This window comes from Rhodococcus sp. IEGM 1330, assembly GCF_033142445.1.
Lineage (GTDB): Bacteria > Actinomycetota > Actinomycetes > Mycobacteriales > Mycobacteriaceae > Rhodococcoides.
Map to the genome: position 1 here is coordinate 139,851 of NZ_JAWLSB010000001.1, position 21,050 is coordinate 160,900.

The window sequence follows — 21,050 nt, forward strand, 5'->3', positions numbered from 1 at the left end:
TTCCGTGCACGCGCGAGATGACCTCGATACGCACCCGGGCAACGCGGGGAGTCGGCGCGATCAAAGCCGGATTCGCCCGCGAGGACACCACCTTGATCGCGGGCGGCCTGACGTTCTACGCCGTCATCGCTGTGGTACCGCTGCTGCTTCTGGCCATCCGCGCGTGCAGTCTGTTGGTGTCGGCGGACTGGGTGCGCGGCGGATTCGACGCCATGTCGGCGTTGTTGCCCGACGCCCTCGGTGCTCGCGCGGCAGTGGATGGATTGGCCACGGCCGGAGTCGAACTCGGCCCGATCGGCGTGCTGATTGCCATCTTCCCCGCGACGTTCTACGGAGAGGGTCTGCGCCGGGCGATCGTGCGGTTCGCTCCGACTCGAGAATCGTTCACCGGTTGGCGGGGTCGGTTGGCGATGGTGCCGTTCTTCGCCGCTGCACCGGTCTTGCTGGCAGGGGTCCTCTGTGTTGCGCGGTTGCTCGAAGCATCGACCGGGGGCGGCGGAATCGGTGCCATGGCGCTGCGCGTGTTCCTCGGCTTCAACTGCCTGTGGGTGATCCTGTCGGTCCCCTTGGCGTGGACCTATCGCGTGATTGCGCCACGCGCGGTGGGCTGGCGGGCGTTGATCGTCGGATCACTCGTCACCTCGTCCATCATCACCGGATTCGTACACGGATTCATCTTGTTCCTGGCGATACCGGTGGACCTGGGTGCGCCGTTCGGAGGCCTCACCGCGATCGGAGGCGGGGTCGCAATCATGTTGTGGATGTTCGTGTTCCACGTGCTGGCCCTCGCCGGCTGGCTGGTCACGGCCGAGTTCGATCGGCACGACGATGCAACCCGAACATCAACTGGCTGAACCCGACAACTGCGAGCGCGCACGTCACCGACATTCCGATGGTCGCCGATGTTCCGGCAGTAGCCGGAGCGGCACCGGCGACCGTCGCCGTGACCGCAGCCGCGATCACCCGCGAGGGACGCTCCCATACCGTCAGGAAGCCGACATCATCGATACCGGAACCCACCGCGCGGGCACGGGCCATCTCGTGCAGCAACGTCGTCACACCGACCGCAACGACGAGCGGCATCGGGGCTCCCAGAGCAAGACCGCTCGCCAGTAGCAGCAGGTCGCTGCAGCGATCGGCGACGGTGTCGAGCAAGTACCCCCACTGGGATTGGGAACGGCCGATCATCGCGACTCCGCCGTCGATACCGTCGAGCAGGCCGGAGATCACGATCAGCACAGCTGCGATCAATGGTGCCGAGGTGCCGGGTCGCGACAGCGCCACTGCCGCCCCTGCCACGACTACGGCGGTGAGGGTGACGGCGTGCGCGGACACGGACGCGCGAACCAGCGGCGCGCTCAGCGAATACACGACGCGAAGCCAACCCGACACCAACGCCGACGAGGAAGGATCGATGCCGTTGTGCAGCGTCGACCAGGTCGACAGATACTCCTCGCGAGTCGCCGGTCGTGCCGGAATACCATGCTGCTTCGACGTACTGCGTTGATTGACCATCGAGAACCCTTGCTCGGCACTGACTGAGAGGAACTCGACGAGCAGGTGACCGGCGATTGCGCGTCGAGACTTCGAAGCGGAGTACCCGCCGACGACGTTCTCAATCGGCACCCCGGCCGAGTTGTCAGTCGTCGTCGGAGTTACTCGCTCTCCGGCGCGCTTTCAGTCGCGAGATCTTGATGCCCACAGCAGCGAACACGATCAGCCATCCCGAGATCAACACTCCGCCACCGACGAACGCCGCACGGCGCAGCGGGTGTTCGTCGGCGTACACGTAACCGACTGTGCCCCAGATCAATGCGACGAAGGCTATGATCGCCATCATCCAGATCATCGAATGCAGCGTTCTGTTCATTGTTCACCCGACCTTGCTGTTACGTTGTCCCCGACGAGCGCGGACATCCATTGTTCCATCAGTAGCCGCCGCACCGTATTCCCCGTCACCAGGACAGATTCGGCTGATGTTCACCGGTCGAGATCCCGAATTCGACGGCTGTGCGGTGCATGTGCCCGAAGAGATCTCCGGCCACGTCGAGCGGATCACGACCGAGCGCATCGGCCCACCGCGCCGCACGCGCACTCGAACGCGAACTGCGACACTCGACGACACCACTGCCGCCGACGTCCACGGTCATGCGATCGGCACCGGTCGCCAGCATTCGACGCAGTGCGTGCGCACCGAACACCACGAGTCCGCGCACGTGCACGACGATGTGGCTGCGGCCGGTGTCAGCGGGCCGACCCAGATGGACGCGGGGGTCGACGTCGCCCCACTGCTCCCGCAACGACGCCGCGTCCGGCCCGTCTATCCACACCGCGCAATCGCGCTCGCGTAGAACGGATCCCACAGTGGACAGCAGCGAGGCCGAGCTGTGTCCGGCGGACTCCACGACCACGACGATCTCGGGCACCGCGTAGACGAGGCCGTGAGTGCGAGCCGCAGGGTCGGTGATACGCGAGGACAGCATCAGGGCTTCGAGATTCTTGCGTTCGCGATCCCCGCCCGTCCGCTCGGCCCATTCGGGTCCGTCGTGCCAGGCGACCGCTCGGGGCAGGTGCGCAAGGAGGGCACCGGCGTCGTAGGCCCGATGCGCGAAATCCCAGTCCTCTCCGCCGTATCCGACGAAGGTTTCGTCGAATCCACCGATCTCGGAGAACAGCTGACGGCTGCACGACATGACTGCGCTGATGACGTACCGGTACGAACGTCGATCGGCATCGAGCAGGTCGCGCGAGCGGGAATACCCGTCCCGAAGCCACCCTGGCTCCGACAATTCCGGTGGTCCGGACGATCCGCCGCCGAACCACCCGGCCACGTTCTCGGCGGACCAGCCCGTCAGATCGGCGTGGCGTCGCCGACCCACGGTGAGGGCATCGGGAACTGCCCCCGTCAGCCGTACCGATTCCGCGATGTACCCGGGTTCGGGAACGGTGTCCGCGTCCAGAAAACACAGAATCTCCCCGTCGGCGGCCGATGCGCCGAGATTGCGCGCAGCCGCCGCGCGAAAGCCGAGATCCTCCTGTCGAACGACGGTGATGTCGAGAGCGGGCCGAAAGGCGTCGACGTCCGGTGCTTCGGGCGACCCGTCGTCGGCCACGATCACCTGGAGCAGGGAGGCCGAGTAGCTCTGCAGTGTCAGCGCGGTGAGTACGAACTCCAGCTGACGCTGCTGGCAAAAGTACGGGATCACCACGGATACTCGCGGATCCCGATCGACGGGCCCGGCGAGATCCCACCGATTGCCCGGTACCACCCACCGGCCGTCGGATAGCTTTTCCGCCGCTGTCGCGCACTGTTCGTCGAACAGTGCGCGGTACAGCGCGGCTGCCTGCTCGAGCGTGGGGTAGGTGACCACGTCGTGTTTGCGCCATGTCCTGTCGGGATGGCGTAGAGCCTCCGCCATCGCAGCGGCCAGGCCCTCGACCGAATTCTCGTGAATCCACAGCGCCCCGGGGGAGTTGGTCTCCATTTCCTCCACGTACCGACCTCGCGGGACGAGCGGCCGACGGCCTGCCGCGATCCAGGAATTGATCGAACCCGATGCCGATATGTGTCGGTGGAACGCGACGGGAATCGCGACCGACCGCAGGATCTCGCCCAGCTCGGCATCGGGAACGAAACCGGTCGAGGTGAACGATCGACCGAGTTGCTCTGCAGCACGACCGAGTTCGCCGATCATGGATTCGTGGCCCGGTGACGCGGACCCGATCGAGAGAACGTCGACGTCGGTGTCCAGCGACGTCATGGCATCGAGTACCTCCTCGTGCCCCTTGCCCGGATAGACGAATCCGAGTACACCGACGACTCTTCGCGGGGCGACCCGTTCTTCGGTCCGCGCCGCCGCGCGTCCGATCGGGAGCGGGATCACCCGAACGTCGTGCCGACTGTTCAGGACGTTCTCGAGCAGCAGCTGCTCGTGCATGCTGGAGACCACCACCGTCGCTGCGCAGTCGATCACACGTCGGTAGCAGTCCTTCCGAGCCTCGAATGCGTGGCCGTCGGATGCCTGCGGCACATCGTGCACCGTGAGGGTGATCGGTGCGCGGTGCCGCTGCGCGAAGGCGACGACAGCATCCGCTGCCTCCTCCGCAGTACGGCCGAACAACCGGTCGGTGAAGTGCACGTGGATCGCAGTGTCGAGGGGCAGATGCTCGAGATCGGAGATCACCGGACTCGCTGTTGCGGAGGCCAATTCGCGTGCGCAACGGACGACACCGTGCTCGTTCGGCCCCAGCACCAGATGATGTACCGTCCCGGTCACGGTGCCAGCTCCAGGGTTCGGATCAGCTCGGCGTGACGTTCGAGCGCCGCACCGACGAATTCGGGACGATCTGCGTACCACTGCAGGTGAGCGCGGTGAACGGAATCCGGCGACAGGGGAGCGCCGTCGACCGACCAGTTCGGCCGCGGATCGCCGTGCAGGCCCAGAGCATTCAGCACTCGTCCCTCGACGGGCGCTCGAACACCTCCGAGCAACTCGCGTCCCGGATCCCGGACCGTGCTGCCGGTATTCAGGTGATCGAGTATCCGCTGCGCGAGAGCACTGAGCACCACATTGCTCGCATGGTTGATCGTGTGGGTGGCGTTGCTGCCGGCATCTCGAAACAGGTCGGAAGCAACGATGTCGATGTCCCGGCGTTCGCGTCGGCGCAACTCGTCGAGGCTCGCCTCGGCTGCCTGTCGCAGACCGTCTTCCGAGACCTGTACGTCCCAGTCCGCGTCGCTGCCGAGTCCGCGATGGGCGGCGAGAATCGTGCGTAAATCGTGGTACGGCACCATGTTCGGGACGGCAGCGGGGTCACTCCGGTGTCGAACGATGACCTGGAAGGGGTGCAGCCCCGCGTATCTGAGCACCGGCCATCGGACGACGGTGGCGTCGGGCGCGAGCGCCTCGGCGAGGTCGGGCACCCCCAGCGGCAGTGACCGATAGCCGGCTCGAATCGGCTGGGTGAGCAGCACCGACGCCTGGCGCACGAGGCGGTCGACGTGGGGCAGGTCCGAGGATTCCAGCTCGTGGACCGGAGGGATGCGCACCGTGCGCAGCGGCATGGCCGGATCGGAATCGAGGAGGATACGCAGCGCCTCGGCCTGGCAATTTCCCCAGACGAGCAGAAGCGGTCTGTCGTTCTCGGCGCAGCGTCCCGGGTTGTCCACCAGTCCGTAGAAGTCGCCGTAGTGGCGGGTGCGACCGTCCATGCTTGCCCCGACGTCGTGTGCTCGTTCGTGTTGGACCATTCTCTCGTCAACGTAGACCCGGTGGACGGGCTTCGCCAACCCCGATTGAACCCGGGTGCAACTGGGTACTGGCTACGTATCGCGTGTCGGGACCAGGCACGATCCAACTGCCTGTACCCGAAGGAATTCATGATTCGCGTTGCATCGGTTCCGTCCTCGCACGCCTATGTCCGACACCTGCAGCCCGTCGTCGGCGACTCCGCACGCGCGGCGTCGGCCGACCCATCGTTCATCGTGCTGCCCGATCCGGCCCCTGTCCGAATCGACGTACCCGGCCAGTGGTGGCCCCCACGCCTGCTCGATGCTCGGTGGCTCGCCGAGCAGACCGACGTGCACTTCGATGTTCTACACGTGCATTTCGGGTTCGAGACCTTCGCTCCGGACGAGCTCACCCGTTCTGTCGACCATCTGCGCGCACACCGGCAGCCATTGGTTCTGACGGTCCACGACCTGCACAATCCTCATTTCGCGGACAGTGCCGCTCATCTGCGACAGCTGGACGTATTGGTTCGCGCAGCCGCCGCTGTCATCACCCTCACCGCGGGAGCCGCTGCCTGGATTCACGATCGGTGGGGCGTCGAGGCAACGGTGGTGGACCATCCGCACGTCGTGCCGCTGGAGCGGATGGCACTCCCGCGCCCGGCGTCGGACTCGTTCGTCATTGGCGTCCACGCCAAGAACCTGCGGTCCAACATGGACCCGTTGGCTGTGATGGATGCGGTGGTCGAGGCCGCACGTTCGCTACCCGACGCCACCGTGCGGTTGGACATCGATGAGGACGTGTTCGACTCCTCCAGTCATCGGTACAGCCCGACGGTCGGCGCAAAGTTGCTGGACTACACGAGCTTTCCCGATGTCGACGTGCGCGTGCACGAACGTTTCGACGACGACGCGCTGTGGGACTATCTGTCGTCGATCGATGTCTCGGTGCTGCCGTATCGATTCGGGACACACTCGGGCTGGCTCGAGGCCTGCCGCGATCTCGGTACCTCTGTTGTCGCGTCCGACTGCGGCTTCTACGCAGATCAGGCCCGGGTGCACAGTTTCCGAATGGGAATCGATTCGTTCGATCCCGCGACCCTCGTTGCTGCCGTGCTGGCATCGCACGCCGATCGAACCCCGGCAGTCGATGTCGGCGTTCGCGCGGAGCAACGACAACGAATCGCCGCAACTCATGCAGCGATCTACTCAGCAGTGACAAAGGAGATGCGTTGAACGAGAACCCACTTCGCATCGCGGTGCTGGCGTCGTCGAGTTTTCCGGTGGCCCAGCCCTTCGCCGGCGGTCTGGAGGCACACGTCTACAACCTGGTGCGTGCGCTCACCGAGCGTGGGCATCAGGTGAGTCTGTTCGCTGCAGACGGGTCGAGTGTCGACCTCGACGCAACGCTGTTGCCGGTCCGAACGCTGGATCTGACGCCGATCTCCGTCGCCGACGTTTCGATCACTCCCACCGCGATCCGCGAGCATCACGCGTACCTGGCGGTCATGTTGGAACTTGCGGGGACGCTGTCTCGATCCTTCGACATCGTGCACAACCACAGCCTGCACTACCTACCGCTGGCGATGTCGGCGACGCTGTCGGTACCGATGGTGACGACACTGCACACACCGCCGTTCGCGTGGCTGGAGTCCGCAGTTGCGTTGGCCCCTCCCGGTGCCAACACATTTGCCGCGGTCAGCGAGTTCGCCGCCTCGCAGTGGGCCGATGTCACCGCCGGAACCGTCGTCATTCGCAACGGAATCTCGTTGGAGGAGTGGCCGTTCGGCACCGGCGGTGACTACGTGGTGTGGTCGGGTCGGGTGGTCCCGGAGAAGGGGCTGCACCTGGCCATTGCGGCTGCGAAGGAAGCAGGCCGTTCGTTGCGTATCGCCGGCCCGCTGAGCAATCTCGAGTACTTCCACGAGTTCGTCGAGCCGATGCTGGACGAGAACATCCGCTACGTCGGACACCTCGATCAGCCCGCCCTGGCGGCGTTGGTGGCCGGCGCCGAGGTCGCGCTCGTGTCACCGGTCTGGTCCGAGCCGTACGGCCTGGTGGTGGCGGAAGCACTGGCCTGTGGCACTCCCGTCGCCGCGTTCGCCAGGGGCGGCATACCGGAGATCGTCGATGCCTCGTCGGGAGTGCTGGTAGCGGCCGACGACGTACACGGCCTCGCCGCGGCGATCCCCGCGGCGGCAGCGCTGAGGAGGTCCGACGTCCGGGCGCGGGCGGAGCAGGTGTGCTCGATGGACCGGATGGTGGACGAGTACGAGGCGCTGTACCACTCGACAATGGCCGCGGCTGCCGACTCCGTCCACGATCGACTCGCGATCGCATGATCGGCTATTACGCGCACCACCACGGGGTCGGTCACGTCACCCGCGCCGACGCGATCGCTCGCTCGATGTCGGAACCCATGACCGTGCTGTCCTCGAGAACTCGACCTCCGGGGCATGCGGCGGCCGAGTGGCTCTCGCTGCCGCTCGATGTGGACGAGTCCACAGATGCTGTGGCACAGAACAGTTCAGCGGGAGGATTGCTGCACTGGGCCCCTCACGACGTGGACGGTCTGACCGAGCGGTCGGCGATCATCGCGGAGTGGGTGGCGCGCGAGCGGCCGTGGGCCGTGGTGGTCGACGTATCGGTGGAAGTGGCGATGTTCTTGCGGCTCATGGGTGTTCGCGTGATCGTGATGGCAATACCGGGGGAGCGGGACGATCCGATCCACACCCTCGCCTATCGGGCAGCGACCCACATCGTCGCGCCGTGGTCGCGCGAGGTCTACGACCCGACCTGGCTGCGTCCCTTCGCCGAGAAGACCACCTATGCAGGCTCGATCAGTCGATTCGCCGAACGTGAGCGAGTCACTGCCCACGCCGATCCGACGGTGGTGGTTCTGGGTGCCGCCGGTGGCACGGAGCTGACCCGAGACCTGGTGGACTCGTGGTCGGCGGTGGACGCCCGATTCGAGTTCCGCGCACTCGGCGTCGCAGGCGGCGACTGGGTGGACGACGTGTGGCCGGTGCTGTGTTCGGCAGCACTCGTCGTCACGCACGCCGGCCAGAACGCCGTCGCCGACGTCGCCGCCTCGGGCGCGCCCGCCATCGTGGTGCCGCAGGCTCGACCCTTCGGTGAGCAGTCGGCCACCGCCGCCGCACTGGCGCGCGGACCGTTCGCCGACGTTCACCACTCGTGGCCGTCCGTCGCGCGGTGGCATGCTGCGGCGAACCGCGCCCGCGAGATCGGTGGCCGTCGGTGGTCTGCGTTGCGTACCGAGGGTGCGCCCGCCCGCGCCGCCAGGGCAATCGAGCAGGCCGCGCCTCGAACGGTGCGACAGTGAAGACCGTCGTCGTCACGGTGGTGTCCGGTCGACACGAGCACCTGGCCGCTCAGGTGCGCGGTCTGCGAGGGACCACCGAGGAACCGGTCGACCACATCGTCGTGTCCATGGGCGACGACGCGATCGTCGACGTACTCGCTCGATCGGGTTCGGCCGCCACCTGTCTCGAGATCCCCGCGGACGGCGCCCTACCGCTGGCCCGTGCGCGCAACCTCGGCGCGGCTGCTGCAATCGACCGCAGCGCGGAGCTGTTGGTCTTCCTCGACGTCGACTGCATTCCGGGCCCGGACACGATCGAGCGATACCGCAGTGCGGCAACACTGCCCGGCAACGAGCGATCGCTGCTCTGCGGTCCGGTGACCTACCTGAAAGAGAAGGACATCGGTGCCGAGGGCGGGGCCCTGAGATTGCTGACCGCGCCGCATCCGGCGCGGCCGAACCCACCGGTCGACACCGTCGAGCACGGAGACAACTTCGATCTGTTCTGGTCACTGTCCTTCGCGGTCGGGGCAGCGACCTGGACCGAACTCGGCGGCTTCTGCGAGGACTACACCGGCTACGGCGGTGAGGACACCGATTTCGGAGCCACCGCGGAGGCGTCGGGCATGGGGTTGCGGTGGGTCGGCGGGGCGCACGCCTACCACCAGTTCCATCCGGTCTCCGATCCTCCGGTGGAACACCTCGACGACATCGTCGCCAATGCGCGTACATTCTTCGATCGATGGGGTCGGTGGCCGATGATCGGCTGGCTCGACGCCTTCGCCGCTCGCGGCCTCGTCGAGTTCGACGGCTCCGGGATTCGCCGCACGGCCGACCGATTCGTTTAGGCTGGGTCGAAATTCGACCGAATGGAGACTCGACGTGCCTACGTCTTCTCACCCGTTGCGTTCTCTCGGATTTCTCACGATCGGGCTGTTCGACGAGTCCGATCCAGCGCGTGGCCACGAATCGACGCTGAACATCATCGAACTCGGCGAGCAGCTCGGCTTCGACAGCGCATGGCTTCGACATCGCCACCTGCAGTTCGGAATTTCGTCACCCATCGCAGTCATGGCTGCGGCGTCGCAGCGGACCGACCGGATAGCGCTCGGTACGGCAGTGACACCACTGGGTTGGGAGAACCCCCTGCGTCTCGCCGAAGATCTGGCGACCGTCGACGTGTTGTCCGGTGGGCGGATCAATCCCGGAGTCAGTGTGGGACAACCGATGCAGTTCGAGCGGGTCAATCATTCGCTCTATCCCGACACCGCGGATACCGAGGATTTCGGGTACGAACGGGTGTCGAGGCTGCTCGGGTTCGTCGCCGGAGAGCCGGCGTCGACGTGGTCGGGTACCGAGGGCATCGAGTCGTATTCCACTCGCGTACAGCCGTATTCACCCGGTCTGCGCAGTCGGATGTGGTACGGGGGAGCGAGCCTGCGGTCGGCGCAGTGGGCCGGAGAGAACGAGATGAATCTTCTGGTCAGCAGCGTGGTGCGCGCCGAGGAGTCGACCGACTTCGACGACATCCAGCTCTCGCACATTCGGCGTTTTCGTGAGTTTCACCCGGCCGGGGGTGATGCGAGGGTCTCGCAGGGGTTGGTGGTGATCCCGACCGACAGTGCGAGCCCTTCGCAGACGGCCAAGTACGAGCAGTACGCGCGTGGGCGATTCGCGCGCACGCTCGAGCCACAGGGTCCGGCTCGGATGATGTTCGCGCCCGACCTCGTCGGGACTTCGGACATGATCGCCGAGAAGTTGTACGCCAACAGGTCGTTTCGTGAGGTGGACGAGGTGGCGTTCGCATTGCCGTTCAGCTTCGACCACGAGGACTACGTGCAGATCCTGACCGACATGGCACACACGCTCGGGCCCCTACTCGGATGGGTGCCCGGGCAGCAGTGAGGGCGATCGGAGTCGATGGCCGATCGCCCTCACCGAGGCGAACTAGCTGCCGGTGATGGGTGAGTCGAATGCACACGGGATCGACTTCGTGGGGAAGCCCTTCGGATCCGGTGCATTCTTCACGATGCCGATCGCACGAGGCGAGACCGAGATCGACAGGTGATCCGACAGATCGATCTCGCAACCGTTCTGCAGGGTGACGTTGTTGACCGTGGCACCGGGGCCTGCGGTGAGGAACGTCGTCTTGTACGGGGTGACGACCTCGTCGTACTTGGTGCCGATCACGGTGTACTCGATCCCGGGGTCGGTGTCACCGCCCACTGCCAGTCCCTTGACCAAGTCCGAGTCGATGACCTGATCCGAGGCAGCGGGTCCGGCGATGGCCCCGACGACGCCGAGCACGTTCAGGCCCAGGTTGTTGATCGTACGACCCAGGGTGCCGATACCGACGAGGGTGGTGCCGTGGTTCGACCCGGCGACGCTGACGACGGTGTTCACCTTGTTCTTCGTCGGGTCGGCCGGGTTGGCTCCACCCTCGAAGCGCAGGTACTGGCGGGTCACGAGTCCACCTGCGAGAGGAGGTCACAACTGAGCTCCTGGGTACCGAATCCGGATGGACTGCCGAATATCTTGGGCAAAACAATCCACAGGTTTGATTGTTGTTCTACTGTTCGTATGTCTGCGTCCCGCCCGGTTCGACCGTTACGGATGCATGCGCGCGACGTCGAGACCGAGCGATCTTCCGAGATAGCGGTCCGACGGGAAAACAAACCTGAAGTAGGTTTCGAGTTCGAGGGGTGGGGTCTTCGGTGACGGCAGCAGAGAGCGTGCACGTGTCGCAGGAGGAGTACGTCAGTGGGCGACGGGCCTCCGACCGCCTGCGGACACCGAGAAAGACTGCCGCACGCATGCTGGATCAGTACTTGGGCGAACCCGAGGACACACCACCGCCGCGCGAGTGCGCCCGCGGTGAGCTCGACGACATGACGACAACCTGCTGCGAACTGGCGACCGGAGTCCTCGAATCCGGTCGGCTACCGATACCCGGTGCCATGGACGTCTTTCGCGACGCGGCAACCCGGTGGGCCCGTGACGGTGTACCGCTCGGTCGTATCCAACATTCCATCAACGAGGGCTGCGCACTGGCTGTGCGACAGGCACCGCGCTCGGTCGACGAGGGTGTCGACGATCGGGTCGTCGACGGAACCGTCCTGGTCATGGAACTGTTGGACGTCGTCACCGCGGCCGTGTCCGATGCCTACCTGGCCGAATTTCGGACGCTGACTCAGAACGGTCCCCGTCACGACGTGGAACTGCTCGACGCACTGCTCACCGGTGACGGAACGGCTCGCAAGATCGCCGATCGGATGGGTACGCTGCTCGCCGAGGACTATCACGTTGTCGCCCTGCACTTTCCGGCCCACGTCGACGAAGGTGGCCGACGGATCGACGCCGCAATGATGGCGGCTCGAAAGCTGCGAAGAATCCACACAGCGCTGGCCACGTTCGACGCGGAGTGCCTGCCCATCGCCTCGATCAGTCCCACCGGCGGAACCGTCCTGCTGCCCGATGTCCCCGGTGTCGACATCGGTGAACTGGTCGATCGATTGGCCGACGCGGGTCAGGTGGCGGTGACCGCGACGACCGGTTCGGCCGCGATCGACGACATCGCCACGACCGCGCCCCACCTGTACGAACTGCTGAGTCTCGTGCGTCGGCTCCGGTACGCACCTGGGACGTACCGGATTTCGGATGTCGTGTTCGAGTACCAGGTGAGCAGGCCGGGACTGGGTCGCAAACACCTCGTGACATTGATCGATCCGCTGCGCGATTCGGTCGACCTGTTGCCGACTCTGCAAGCGTTCGTCGACTCGGACTCCAATCGCAAGAAGACGGCCACCTGGCTTACGGTGCATCCCAACACCGTCGACTACCGTTTGAAGAGGGTGGAGCAGCTCACCGGACTCGATCCGATGAAGCCGTCCGGACTGCGAAGACTGCACGCTGCTCTGATCGCCGATCGCCTCGAAGCCCGTCGCGTTCCGGTGGACGAGCGATCACTGTGACCGCGCCGGACGGCGCGGTGCTCGCAGCATCGGCGGCGCTCGATTCGGTGGAGTCCGTCGCTGCTCTGTTTCAGCCCGTCGTCGAACTGGCCACCGGGACAGTCGTCGGATACGAGGCTCTGGCCAGGTGGCCGTCTCCGAGCCTGGCCGTTCCCGAGGACGTGTTCGCGCTGGCCCGAGAGCGCGGGATGGTGGGTCGCGTCGACGTCGCGTGTCGCGCCGCCGCACTTCGGGCGGCACGCGAGCACGTGTATTCGCGTCGGGTGCGCTTCTTTCTCAACATCGAGCCGGGCTGTTTCGTCGACGAACGCGACGTCGACAGCCACCTCGATGCGATCGGTGACGACCTCGACGTCGTCCTCGAGATCACCGAGCGAGACCTCGACCGAAACGTCCCGTTGCTGATGGCCCTGGTTCGAGGAGCCCGCGCTCGCGGTATGTCGGTGGCTATGGACGACGTCGGTGCCACGCCTGCAACGTTGGCGCTGCTGGCCGCCGTCGCGCCGGACATCGTCAAACTCGACGCGTCGATCATCAGGTCCCCGTATCGGTCGCGCGCCGCGGTACGGCAGGTGCGGGCCTACGTCCGCACGAGCGATGCCGTTCTGCTGGCAGAAGGAATCGAAACCCGCAAGCATCTACGTCGCGCCAGGTCTCTGGGAGCAACCCTCGGTCAGGGCTGGATGTTCGGCCGTCCGTTGCCGCTGCCGAATCGGCCGATCTGATCAGTGGCCGGCAACGAGGAAACCCCGCACCTTCGACGGCCGGGGCCTGGGTACGGGGTTTCGATACGACGGATCGAGACGATCAGTTCGTGAACTTGTCCTTGATGTTGCCTGCGGCGTCCGAGACGTCGTCGCCGACCTGCTTGGTCTTGCCCGACGCCTGATCCTTTGCGCCTTCGGCAGCAAGATCGTCGTTGTCGGTCTTGTGGCCGATCTTTTCCTTGGCCTCGCCCACGAGCTCTTCTGCCTTGTGCTTTGCCTTGTCGATGAAATCAGCCATGAGAACTCCTCGAAATCGATTGTTTTCGTCCGTTCACAGAAAGCTATACCCGCGATCGGAGTCGGTAACCATGCACTGCACATGCGGATTGTGCCGGGCCGATTCGGGTAACCGACGCCCATGGACCCAGACAACGACGCCAAGTCCGCCTCCGATATGCCCTCGTCCCATCAGCGCCCGAGCGGCGTGGACGATGCCACTGTGGCCGCGGTGGGGAAGCTGTCCGAGGCCCTCGAATGTGTCGAGCGCGCTCGTGGACACCTGTATTCGTTTCACCAGCTGATGGGGCACGCAGATCTACTTCTCGGTGACGCCGTCGACGCGCTCGCCGACGCCGGCCATACCGCCACGTCCGAGCGAATCGACACCGACATGATCGGTCGAAACATTGCGCCGGGGCGGTGGACGTTTCAGCTCGTCGAGGAATTCGACGACGGATATTGGGGCCCGTTGCGCGAACACGATCGTGCAGTGCGAAGCGAGTTGATGGACGGTCGTCGCCACGTCTTCGAATCCGAGATGAAGGAGCGGCGCCGAACCCACGGTCGCAGCGGGCACGAAGCGAGACCGACCGACTGACACCGGCCGGAAACGACGAAGCACCGATCTCGCCGGGTCACGGCGAGATCGGTGCTCGAGTGGAGAGTGTCTAGCCTGCCTGCTGTGCTGCCTCTACCTCGCTGGTCGCACTCGCGGTGGAGAGCTGGCCACCGGAGTTCTCCAGGTGTGCCCGCACGAACCAGTGGAAGAGTTCGAGCTGAGCACTCTGACCGATGAGCATGTCCTCGGTGATGGGATCGATCTCGCCGACCTCTTCGATATTCTTGCGAGTGGTCTCGATGACTCCGGTGTAAACCAGGTCGAGTGCACCGAGGTGCTCGATGGCCGTCGCGCGACCGATCGAGTAGTCGTCCCAGCTGCGCTCGGAGACGATGGTGCCTGGTGTGCCCTTGGCCGAGGAGCCGAGGGTCGCGATGCGCTCGGCGACGTCGTCCGCGAAACCGCGAACTGCTTCGACCTGCGGATCGAGCATCTCGTGTACCGAGATGAAGTTGGGTCCGACGACATTCCAGTGAATGTGCTTGAGCGTCAGATGGAGATCGTTGTAGGCGTTCAGTCGATCCTGAAGGATCGCGGCGACGCGCGCGCCCACTTCCGAGGTGAGTCCGGGAACGGTGTACGAGTTCTTTTCAGCCATGTGCAGGGTTTGCCCCATCCCCCCGGAACACAAACATGCCCCGCCGAATCGAATTCGGCGGGGCATGTGTGGTGAGAGGTCAGGACTTGTCGAGTCGCGGTGAATCCGTGCCCGACGTTCCGGCCGACGAGGTTCCGGCCGAGGAGGTTCCGTCCGTCGGATCGACGATCGGGCTGTCGGCGGCGACCGTGTCGATCTTGCCTGCTTCGTCGTCTTCGTTCGGCGGGTTCTTCAGGCTCAGGATGACCGAGCCTGCCAGGACCACGATGATGACCACCAGGCTGACCAGCGACGGGATTTCGGGGATCGACGTGCTGATCACCTTGTGTCCGGCCTGAAGGATCAGCTTCACGCCGATGAAGGCGAGGATGATCGCCAGTCCCTTGGACAGGTAGTGGAACTTCTCGAGCAACCCTGCGAGCAAGAAGTACAGGGCACGCAGGCCGAGGATGGCGAACGCGTTCGAGGAGTAGACGATGAACGGGTCGTCGGTCACCGCCAGAACGGCGGGGACGCTGTCGACTGCGAACACCAGGTCGGCGGCCTCGATCGCCACCACGACGGCGAGCAGTGGCGTGGCCACGCGCTTGCCGGCTTCCTTGACGAAGAACTTGGTACCGGAGTACTCGTCTTGGACCGGGATGATCTTGCGGAGTAGGCGCACTGCGAGCGACGTGCTCGGGTCGTACGAGTCGTCCTCGTCCTTCATCAGCTTGTAGGCGCTGTACAGGAGGATGGCTGCGAAGACGAACAGAACGGCAGCGAACTTGCTGACGATGGCCACACCGGCGGCCAGGAAGATCGCGCGGAAGACCAGGGCACCGATCACACCGAAGAACAGCACCCGGTGCTGGTACTCACGGGGAACCTTGAAGTAACCGAAGATCAGCGCGAAGACGAAGAGATTGTCGACGGACAGACTCTTCTCCAGTAGCCAGGCCGTCGTGTATTCGACTCCGGCCGTGGTTCCCAAGGTGAAGAACACCACGATGCCGAAGATGATGGCCACGCCGACCCACAGTGCGCTCCACCATGCGGCTTCCTTGAAACCGATGATGTGGGCACCGCGGTGTGCCAACAGGTCGATGGCCAACAGGATCAGGACGACGGCACCGAATGCCGCCCATGCCCACCACGGGACGACGTTCATGAACGGCCACCTCTACTCGTGAATTTGCTGCCGAGTTGCTTCAACTTCGCCTGATTCTCGGGCTTGGTTGCGTACCGACGTGCTTGATCGATCATCTTCTTGCCCTGTGGGCTGCGAGCGAACGATGTCAACTTCTGTGTCAACGACGCCATCTGTCACACGCTCCTTTTCGTTCTCGTCTGTCTTCGTCCTACCGGTGTTCCGGCCGTGCGTTCGGGCCTCGGCGGAAAACGCGTGGTCATTCCGCGACTACTCCAGTGTGACTGTTCGCTTTCCAGCAGGCATGGTCGTTTTGCGGACACGTTTCGACCGATTTCGTTGCCTGGTTGCGGCAATTCGAGCGGTCTCTGGCCGTCACGACGACGAGCGAACCTGGGGCCAGTCGAGCAGCTTCGCTCCGAGTACCGCCGTGTGCAGCGCGAATGCCTCGACGGGGTTGCCCACATTCTGCCCGGTCAAATCCTTTATTCGAGACAATCTGTAGGTGACCGCCCGCACCGAGAGATGCATCCGTCGTGCGGTGGAGGCGGTGTTCGCACCGGTGTCGAAATACACCTGCAAAGTCTCCAACAGGGGACCCGCCCCGCCTCGCGCGCCCAGCAGCGGTGTCAACAACGTGTCGACCAGATCGGCGATCGCCGCACGATCGCTGATCAAGACGCGGTAGACGAGCAGATCGCGAGCATCGACCACAGATGCGTCGAATCCGAGCGAGGCGGCGAGATCGAGTGCGTCGAGGGCTTCCCGGTACGACGCCGCGACCCCGACCGCCCCGCTGCGTGGGCGGCCGACCCCGATCTGCGTCCGGCCGTACTCCCCTTTCCGACGGAGATCGACCGATTCGCCCGACGCCGGCGTGGACGTACCGAGGGCGCGTCCCACCCGGTTGAGGACGTGGTCGACGGCGTCGAGGTCGGGTGCCGGGAACACCAGAATCAACCGGTCCTGCTTGGTGGCCACGAGCAACTCGGCGTCTCCCTTGCTGCCCTGCACACTGCGCTCGACGAGGGTGATGGCAGAGCTGGCGTCGGTGAACGGTTTGGTCGACGTGACCACAGCCACCACGTGCGGACTCGACAGGTCGAGGCCGAACGTCTGCGCGCGCCCGAGCACCCCGGCGACATCGGAGGTGCCCGAAAGCAGATCGTCGACGAATTCACGGCGGGCGAGTACCTCGGCTCGCACGAGAGTGCGGCGGGCGAGCTGAAATCCCTCGGCCAGTTCGGCCACTGCGTCGTCGACCGCGCGCAGCATCACCTCGCCGGCCGTGACGACTCCGGCCGGGTCGTCCGCGGCGGCGGCGACAGCGGGTAGTTCCCGCCACAGTCGCCACGCCGAGGACAGGTACAGATCCAGCAGTGCGCGCAGTGCGACGCCGGCGCGGGCAGCAGCATCGCCCTGCGCTCGAAACTCGTGCAGCTGCCCGCGGCTCAGGGGGACGCCCGCATCGACGGCGTCGGCGAGGACTTCGAGGAAGCTGCCCAGCAGAGCGACGTCGAGTCCGCCGGCGTCCGACGCTGCCTGCGCAGCGACCGAATCGAGCGGTAGCGCATCGCGCTGTGTGGCCATCTGTTCTCGTGTCTCCCATCCGACTGAAGGTCAATGGTAGGCATCGCGGCCGCGGTGGAGAAACGGATAGGCGTGTGAATCGAACGATTTCACCGCGTGTTCGGCGTGCGAGAGGCGGTATCTGGGAGCACAATCAGCCGATCCGCACCGTTCGTCTCCACGTTGGGAGTGCCGGCCATGGCATCGTCGAACCGACCTGCATCGAGTCTGCGATCGCAACTGCTTCGCAAGAAGCCGATCGTCGATCCGGACCAGCAGAGCAGTGGCGGGCTGGAACGGACCATCGGTACGTTCCAGCTGACGATGTTCGGAGTCGGCGCCACCATCGGAACCGGCATCTTCTTCGTCCTGTCGCTCGCGGTCCCCGAAGCCGGTCCCGCAGTGGTGCTCTCGTTCCTGGCCGCGGGTATCGCGGCCGGGCTCGCAGCCATCTGCTACGCCGAAATGGCATCGGCGGTACCGGTTTCGGGCTCGACCTATTCCTACGCGTACGTGACGATGGGCGAGGTGGTCGCGATGGGCGTCGCCGCCTGCCTGTTGCTCGAGTACGGAGTGTCCAGCGCTGCCGTTGCCGTCGGGTGGAGCGGGTACCTCAACGAGCTGTTGAACAACCTCTTCGGCTTCACCATCCCCCACGCGCTGTCCGCTGCGCCGGGTGACGCCGATCCCGGCATCATGAATCTGCCTGCGGTTGTGCTGATCGTGCTGTGCGCCGTTCTGCTCATTCGCGGTGCGAGCGAGTCGGCAGCCGTCAACGCAGTCATGGTCGTCATCAAACTCGGTGTGCTGGCTCTGTTCTCGATCGTCGGATTCACTGCCTTCGACTCCGGCAACTTCTCGGACTTCATGCCCTTGGGCGCAGCAGGTGTGACGGCGGCCGCGGGCACGATCTTCTTCTCGTTCATCGGACTCGACGCGGTGTCCACCGCGGGCGACGAGGTGAAGGATCCGCAGAAGACCATGCCGCGGGCCATCATTGCGGCGCTGATCGTCGTCATCGTCTTCTATCTCGTCGTGGCCGTGGCCGCCCTGGGGACCCAGCCCTGGACCGACTTCGCCGGCCAGGAGGAAGCCGGGCTGGCGGAGATCCTGCGCAACGTCACCGGGCAAGCTTGGCCGGCAACGATTCTGGCTGCAGGTGCGGTCATATCCATCTTCTCGGTAACCCTGGTGACGATGTACGGACAGACTCGCATCCTGTTCGCGATGGGCCGGGACGGCATGTTGCCCAAAGCTTTCGCCAAGGTCAGTCCTCGCACGCACACGCCGGTCAACAACACGATCGTCGTCGCCGTCGTGATCTCGATTCTCGCCGCGTTCATTCCGCTCGACAAGCTGGCGGACCTGGTGTCGATCGGCACCCTCGTCGCGTTCATCGTCGTGTCCATCGGAGTGATCGTGCTGCGCCGCTCGATGCCCGATCTCGAACGGCCGTTCAAGGTTCCGGGATACCCGGTGACTCCGGTGCTGTCGGTCCTCGCCTGCCTGTACATCCTGTCCGGACTGCACTGGACCACGTGGTTCTGGTTCGGGCTGTGGCTCGCAATAGTGCTGGCGTTCTACTTCTTCTGGGGACGGCATCACTCGACACTGCGTGGGGCCGAACAGGACGCACGATGAGCGTGCTGATCGCATTCGCGCCGGGGAAAGGCAGCGTGGGTGCCCTCGATCTCGGTGCCCAACTCGCGCGATCCACGGGTACGACCATCGACGTGGCGACGGTGGTACCCAAGCCCTGGTCGACTCCGTCGATGGCACGGGTGGATGCGGAGTTCGCCGACTGGGCAGCGACGACCGCAGCCGAGTCGGAGGCGAAAGCGCGGCACTACCTCGAAGACCGGGCACCCGACATCACCGCGTCGTTCCACCGATTAGCACACCGTTCGGTGTCGACGGCGTTGACCGAGGCGGCCGAAAGCATCTCGGCCTCGGTACTGGTTCTCGGCTCCTCGGGCGACGGTGCTCTCGGGCAGGTGGTCGTCGGGTCGACGGCAGACAAGCTTCTGCACTCGTCCCCGGTGACCGTGGCGCTCGCTCCCCGCGGCTACCGGATGCGCGAACGCGCCACGCTGACCCGGATCACGTGCGCGTTCTCCGGCGACAGCGAGGCCTCGCGTGTCGTGGGTCCTACTGCCGAACTCGCCCGAGACTCGGGCATCCCGCTCCGCCTGGCGTCGTTCGTCGTGCGCGGGGCGACGATGTATCCGCCCGAAGTCGGCCTACGCGTCGAGGACGACGTCGCCGCCGAACTCGCCGTCGGGTTGAGGGAAGCCTTGACCGCGGCGATAAACGACGCAGTCGCAGTAGGGCTTCCGGCCGAACAGGTGACAACCGAACTGGCCATGGCAGGCAGCTGGCGCGAGGCCCTCGACGAAGTTCACTGGCAGGACGGCGAAGTACTGACCATCGGATCGTCCGGGCAACTGGGGCCGATCGCTCGGGTGTTCCTCGGGTCACGGGCGACCAAGATCATCCGACACTCACCGGTGCCGATCCTGGTGTTACCACGGCGGTGAGCTGCGGGCGGGTCATCGATTGAGGGCCAGCACCGACAACAGCTCGTAGGCAACATGTGCCGCTGCGATACCGGTGATCTCGGCGTGATCGTATGCGGGTGCCACCTCGACGATGTCGGCACCGACCACGTTCAGGCCGACGAGTCCGCGCAGGGTGTTGAGCAACTCTCGGGACGTCATGCCACCGGCCTCGGGGGTGCCGGTGCCCGGTGCGTGCGCGGGATCGAGAACGTCGATGTCGACCGAGACGTAGACCGGGCCGCCGTCGAGCCGTCGGCGCATCCGTTCGGCGATGCTGGCCACGCCGTCCACCTCGTAGTCGTCGGACCGGATCACCTGGAAGCCGAGCACACGATCGTCCTCGAGATCCTGCGCGCTGTAGAGCGGGCCGCGAATGCCGATGTGCTGCGAGCGTTCGAGATCGATCAGACCTTCTTCGCTGGCCCGTCGGAACGGTGTGCCGTGCGTGTAGGGAGCACCGAAGTACGTGTCCCACGTATCGAGGTGTGCGTCGAAGTGCAGTACCGCGATCGGCCCGTGATCGCGCGCGAGCGAACGCAGAATCGGCAGTGCGATGGTGTGGTCGCCGCCGAGGGTGAGAACCGACGAGCCGTCGGCGCGCAGGTCCGTCACCGCGTCGTGCACCGTGGTCAGTGCCTCGGTGATGTCGAACGGATTGACGCCGATGTCACCGAAATCCGCCACCTGTTGTCGGGCGAAGGGTGAGACCTGTAGCGCAGGATTGTAGGGCCGCAACAGTTTCGACGCTGCTCTGATGTGTCCCGGGCCGAAGCGTGCGCCGGGCCGGTAGCTCACTCCGGAATCGAACGGGACGCCGAGGATGGTGACGTCGGCGCGGGACACCTCGTCGAGACGGGGCAGGCGCGCGAAGGTGGTCGGCTCGGCGAAGCGGGGGACCTTGGTGGCGTCGACCGGACCGATCGGTGGGTGCTCGGGATTGCTCGGGTTCATCGAGAATTCCTTCCGAATTTTCAGGAGTCCGGTGACGGTTGGGTCGACCAGTTCGCCCGGCAAGCGTTACTCTGATGCTCGATCTTGTCAACACGAGTTTCCTGAAAGGCGAGAGCG

22 protein-coding genes are annotated in these 21,050 nt (G+C 65.2%); 11 read left to right on the forward strand and 11 right to left on the reverse strand.

Annotated features, from left to right (window positions below; genetic code table 11):
• Positions 1 to 17 precede the first annotated feature (17 nt).
• Positions 18 to 854, forward strand: a complete 837-nt coding sequence (locus R4P57_RS00655) for a YihY/virulence factor BrkB family protein (protein ID WP_317800981.1) — start codon at positions 18 to 20, stop codon at positions 852 to 854.
• On the opposite strand, the gene R4P57_RS00660 is transcribed toward R4P57_RS00655, so the two are convergent.
• From R4P57_RS00660 to R4P57_RS00675, 4 genes are all read right to left on the reverse strand, one after another.
• On the reverse strand, positions 802 to 1,626 hold the full coding sequence (locus R4P57_RS00660; RefSeq protein ID WP_317800982.1) for a CDP-alcohol phosphatidyltransferase family protein: 825 nt from the start codon (positions 1,624 to 1,626) through the stop codon (positions 802 to 804). The two genes, R4P57_RS00655 and R4P57_RS00660, sit on opposite strands and share 53 nt — an antisense overlap.
• 13 nt (positions 1,627 to 1,639) lie before the next feature.
• Positions 1,640 to 1,870, reverse strand: coding sequence for a hypothetical protein (locus R4P57_RS00665; RefSeq protein WP_317800983.1), 231 nt, complete (start codon positions 1,868 to 1,870; stop codon positions 1,640 to 1,642).
• An 85-nt stretch (positions 1,871 to 1,955) separates the two neighbouring features.
• Positions 1,956 to 4,277: a glycosyltransferase gene (locus R4P57_RS00670; protein WP_317800984.1), complete on the reverse strand. Its 2,322-nt coding sequence runs from the start codon at positions 4,275 to 4,277 to the stop codon at positions 1,956 to 1,958.
• Positions 4,274 to 5,212 (reverse strand): WcbI family polysaccharide biosynthesis putative acetyltransferase, encoded by a 939-nt coding sequence (locus R4P57_RS00675; protein WP_317800986.1) that lies wholly within the window; start codon positions 5,210 to 5,212, stop codon positions 4,274 to 4,276. The genes R4P57_RS00670 and R4P57_RS00675 overlap by 4 nt, the downstream gene beginning before the upstream one ends.
• Before the next feature lie 168 nt (positions 5,213 to 5,380).
• On the opposite strand from R4P57_RS00675, the gene R4P57_RS00680 reads away from it, so the two are divergent.
• From R4P57_RS00680 to R4P57_RS00700, 5 genes are read left to right on the forward strand one after another with little or no spacing between them, the layout of a single operon-like run.
• Complete coding sequence (locus tag R4P57_RS00680; protein WP_317800987.1) at positions 5,381 to 6,466, forward strand: glycosyltransferase family 1 protein; 1,086 nt, start codon at positions 5,381 to 5,383, stop codon at positions 6,464 to 6,466.
• Positions 6,463 to 7,572 (forward strand): glycosyltransferase, encoded by a 1,110-nt coding sequence (locus R4P57_RS00685; RefSeq protein ID WP_317800988.1) that lies wholly within the window; start codon positions 6,463 to 6,465, stop codon positions 7,570 to 7,572. Before R4P57_RS00680 ends, R4P57_RS00685 begins: the two co-directional genes overlap by 4 nt.
• Entirely contained in the window at positions 7,569 to 8,573 is a 1,005-nt protein-coding gene (locus tag R4P57_RS00690; RefSeq protein WP_317800989.1) for a glycosyltransferase, read from the forward strand. Before R4P57_RS00685 ends, R4P57_RS00690 begins: the two co-directional genes overlap by 4 nt.
• Positions 8,570 to 9,400, forward strand: a complete 831-nt coding sequence (locus R4P57_RS00695; RefSeq protein ID WP_317800990.1) for a glycosyltransferase family 2 protein — start codon at positions 8,570 to 8,572, stop codon at positions 9,398 to 9,400. The genes R4P57_RS00690 and R4P57_RS00695 overlap by 4 nt, the downstream gene beginning before the upstream one ends.
• A 34-nt stretch (positions 9,401 to 9,434) precedes the next feature.
• On the forward strand, positions 9,435 to 10,457 hold the full coding sequence (locus tag R4P57_RS00700) for an LLM class flavin-dependent oxidoreductase (RefSeq protein WP_317800991.1): 1,023 nt from the start codon (positions 9,435 to 9,437) through the stop codon (positions 10,455 to 10,457).
• Between the two features lie 42 nt (positions 10,458 to 10,499).
• On the opposite strand, the gene R4P57_RS00705 is transcribed toward R4P57_RS00700, so the two are convergent.
• A complete protein-coding gene (locus R4P57_RS00705; RefSeq protein ID WP_317800992.1) occupies positions 10,500 to 11,018 on the reverse strand; it encodes a hypothetical protein in 519 nt (172 codons plus the stop codon).
• A gap of 248 nt (positions 11,019 to 11,266) precedes the next feature.
• On the opposite strand from R4P57_RS00705, the gene R4P57_RS00710 reads away from it, so the two are divergent.
• Both R4P57_RS00710 and R4P57_RS00715 read left to right on the forward strand, forming a co-directional pair.
• Entirely contained in the window at positions 11,267 to 12,523 is a 1,257-nt protein-coding gene (locus R4P57_RS00710) for a helix-turn-helix domain-containing protein (RefSeq protein WP_317800994.1), read from the forward strand.
• A complete protein-coding gene (locus R4P57_RS00715; RefSeq protein ID WP_317800995.1) occupies positions 12,520 to 13,248 on the forward strand; it encodes an EAL domain-containing protein in 729 nt (242 codons plus the stop codon). The genes R4P57_RS00710 and R4P57_RS00715 overlap by 4 nt, the downstream gene beginning before the upstream one ends.
• An 82-nt stretch (positions 13,249 to 13,330) precedes the next feature.
• On the opposite strand, the gene R4P57_RS00720 is transcribed toward R4P57_RS00715, so the two are convergent.
• Positions 13,331 to 13,528, reverse strand: a complete 198-nt coding sequence (locus tag R4P57_RS00720) for a CsbD family protein (RefSeq protein WP_027496220.1) — start codon at positions 13,526 to 13,528, stop codon at positions 13,331 to 13,333.
• A gap of 120 nt (positions 13,529 to 13,648) precedes the next feature.
• Here R4P57_RS00720 and R4P57_RS00725 point away from each other — a divergent pair, with 120 nt between their 5' ends.
• Positions 13,649 to 14,107, forward strand: coding sequence for a hypothetical protein (locus R4P57_RS00725; RefSeq protein ID WP_317800997.1), 459 nt, complete (start codon positions 13,649 to 13,651; stop codon positions 14,105 to 14,107).
• 70 nt (positions 14,108 to 14,177) lie between these two features.
• Here R4P57_RS00725 and R4P57_RS00730 read toward each other — a convergent pair whose 3' ends face one another.
• The 4 genes from R4P57_RS00730 to R4P57_RS00745 form a co-directional block, all read right to left on the reverse strand.
• Positions 14,178 to 14,726, reverse strand: a complete 549-nt coding sequence (locus R4P57_RS00730; RefSeq protein WP_317800998.1) for a DNA starvation/stationary phase protection protein — start codon at positions 14,724 to 14,726, stop codon at positions 14,178 to 14,180.
• A 79-nt stretch (positions 14,727 to 14,805) separates the two neighbouring features.
• Positions 14,806 to 15,876: a TerC family protein gene (locus R4P57_RS00735; protein WP_317800999.1), complete on the reverse strand. Its 1,071-nt coding sequence runs from the start codon at positions 15,874 to 15,876 to the stop codon at positions 14,806 to 14,808.
• On the reverse strand, positions 15,873 to 16,028 hold the full coding sequence (locus tag R4P57_RS00740; RefSeq protein WP_183130214.1) for a hypothetical protein: 156 nt from the start codon (positions 16,026 to 16,028) through the stop codon (positions 15,873 to 15,875). The genes R4P57_RS00735 and R4P57_RS00740 overlap by 4 nt, the downstream gene beginning before the upstream one ends.
• A gap of 202 nt (positions 16,029 to 16,230) precedes the next feature.
• Complete coding sequence (locus R4P57_RS00745) at positions 16,231 to 17,445, reverse strand: PucR family transcriptional regulator (protein ID WP_317801000.1); 1,215 nt, start codon at positions 17,443 to 17,445, stop codon at positions 16,231 to 16,233.
• Positions 17,446 to 17,622: 177 nt separating this feature from the next.
• Here R4P57_RS00745 and R4P57_RS00750 point away from each other — a divergent pair, with 177 nt between their 5' ends.
• Both R4P57_RS00750 and R4P57_RS00755 read left to right on the forward strand, forming a co-directional pair.
• Positions 17,623 to 19,065, forward strand: a complete 1,443-nt coding sequence (locus tag R4P57_RS00750) for an amino acid permease (RefSeq protein WP_317801001.1) — start codon at positions 17,623 to 17,625, stop codon at positions 19,063 to 19,065.
• Positions 19,062 to 19,961: a universal stress protein gene (locus R4P57_RS00755; RefSeq protein ID WP_317801002.1), complete on the forward strand. Its 900-nt coding sequence runs from the start codon at positions 19,062 to 19,064 to the stop codon at positions 19,959 to 19,961. The genes R4P57_RS00750 and R4P57_RS00755 overlap by 4 nt, the downstream gene beginning before the upstream one ends.
• A gap of 12 nt (positions 19,962 to 19,973) precedes the next feature.
• Here R4P57_RS00755 and speB read toward each other — a convergent pair whose 3' ends face one another.
• Positions 19,974 to 20,933, reverse strand: a complete 960-nt coding sequence (gene speB / locus R4P57_RS00760; RefSeq protein ID WP_317801003.1) for an agmatinase — start codon at positions 20,931 to 20,933, stop codon at positions 19,974 to 19,976.
• Positions 20,934 to 21,050 lie beyond the last annotated feature (117 nt).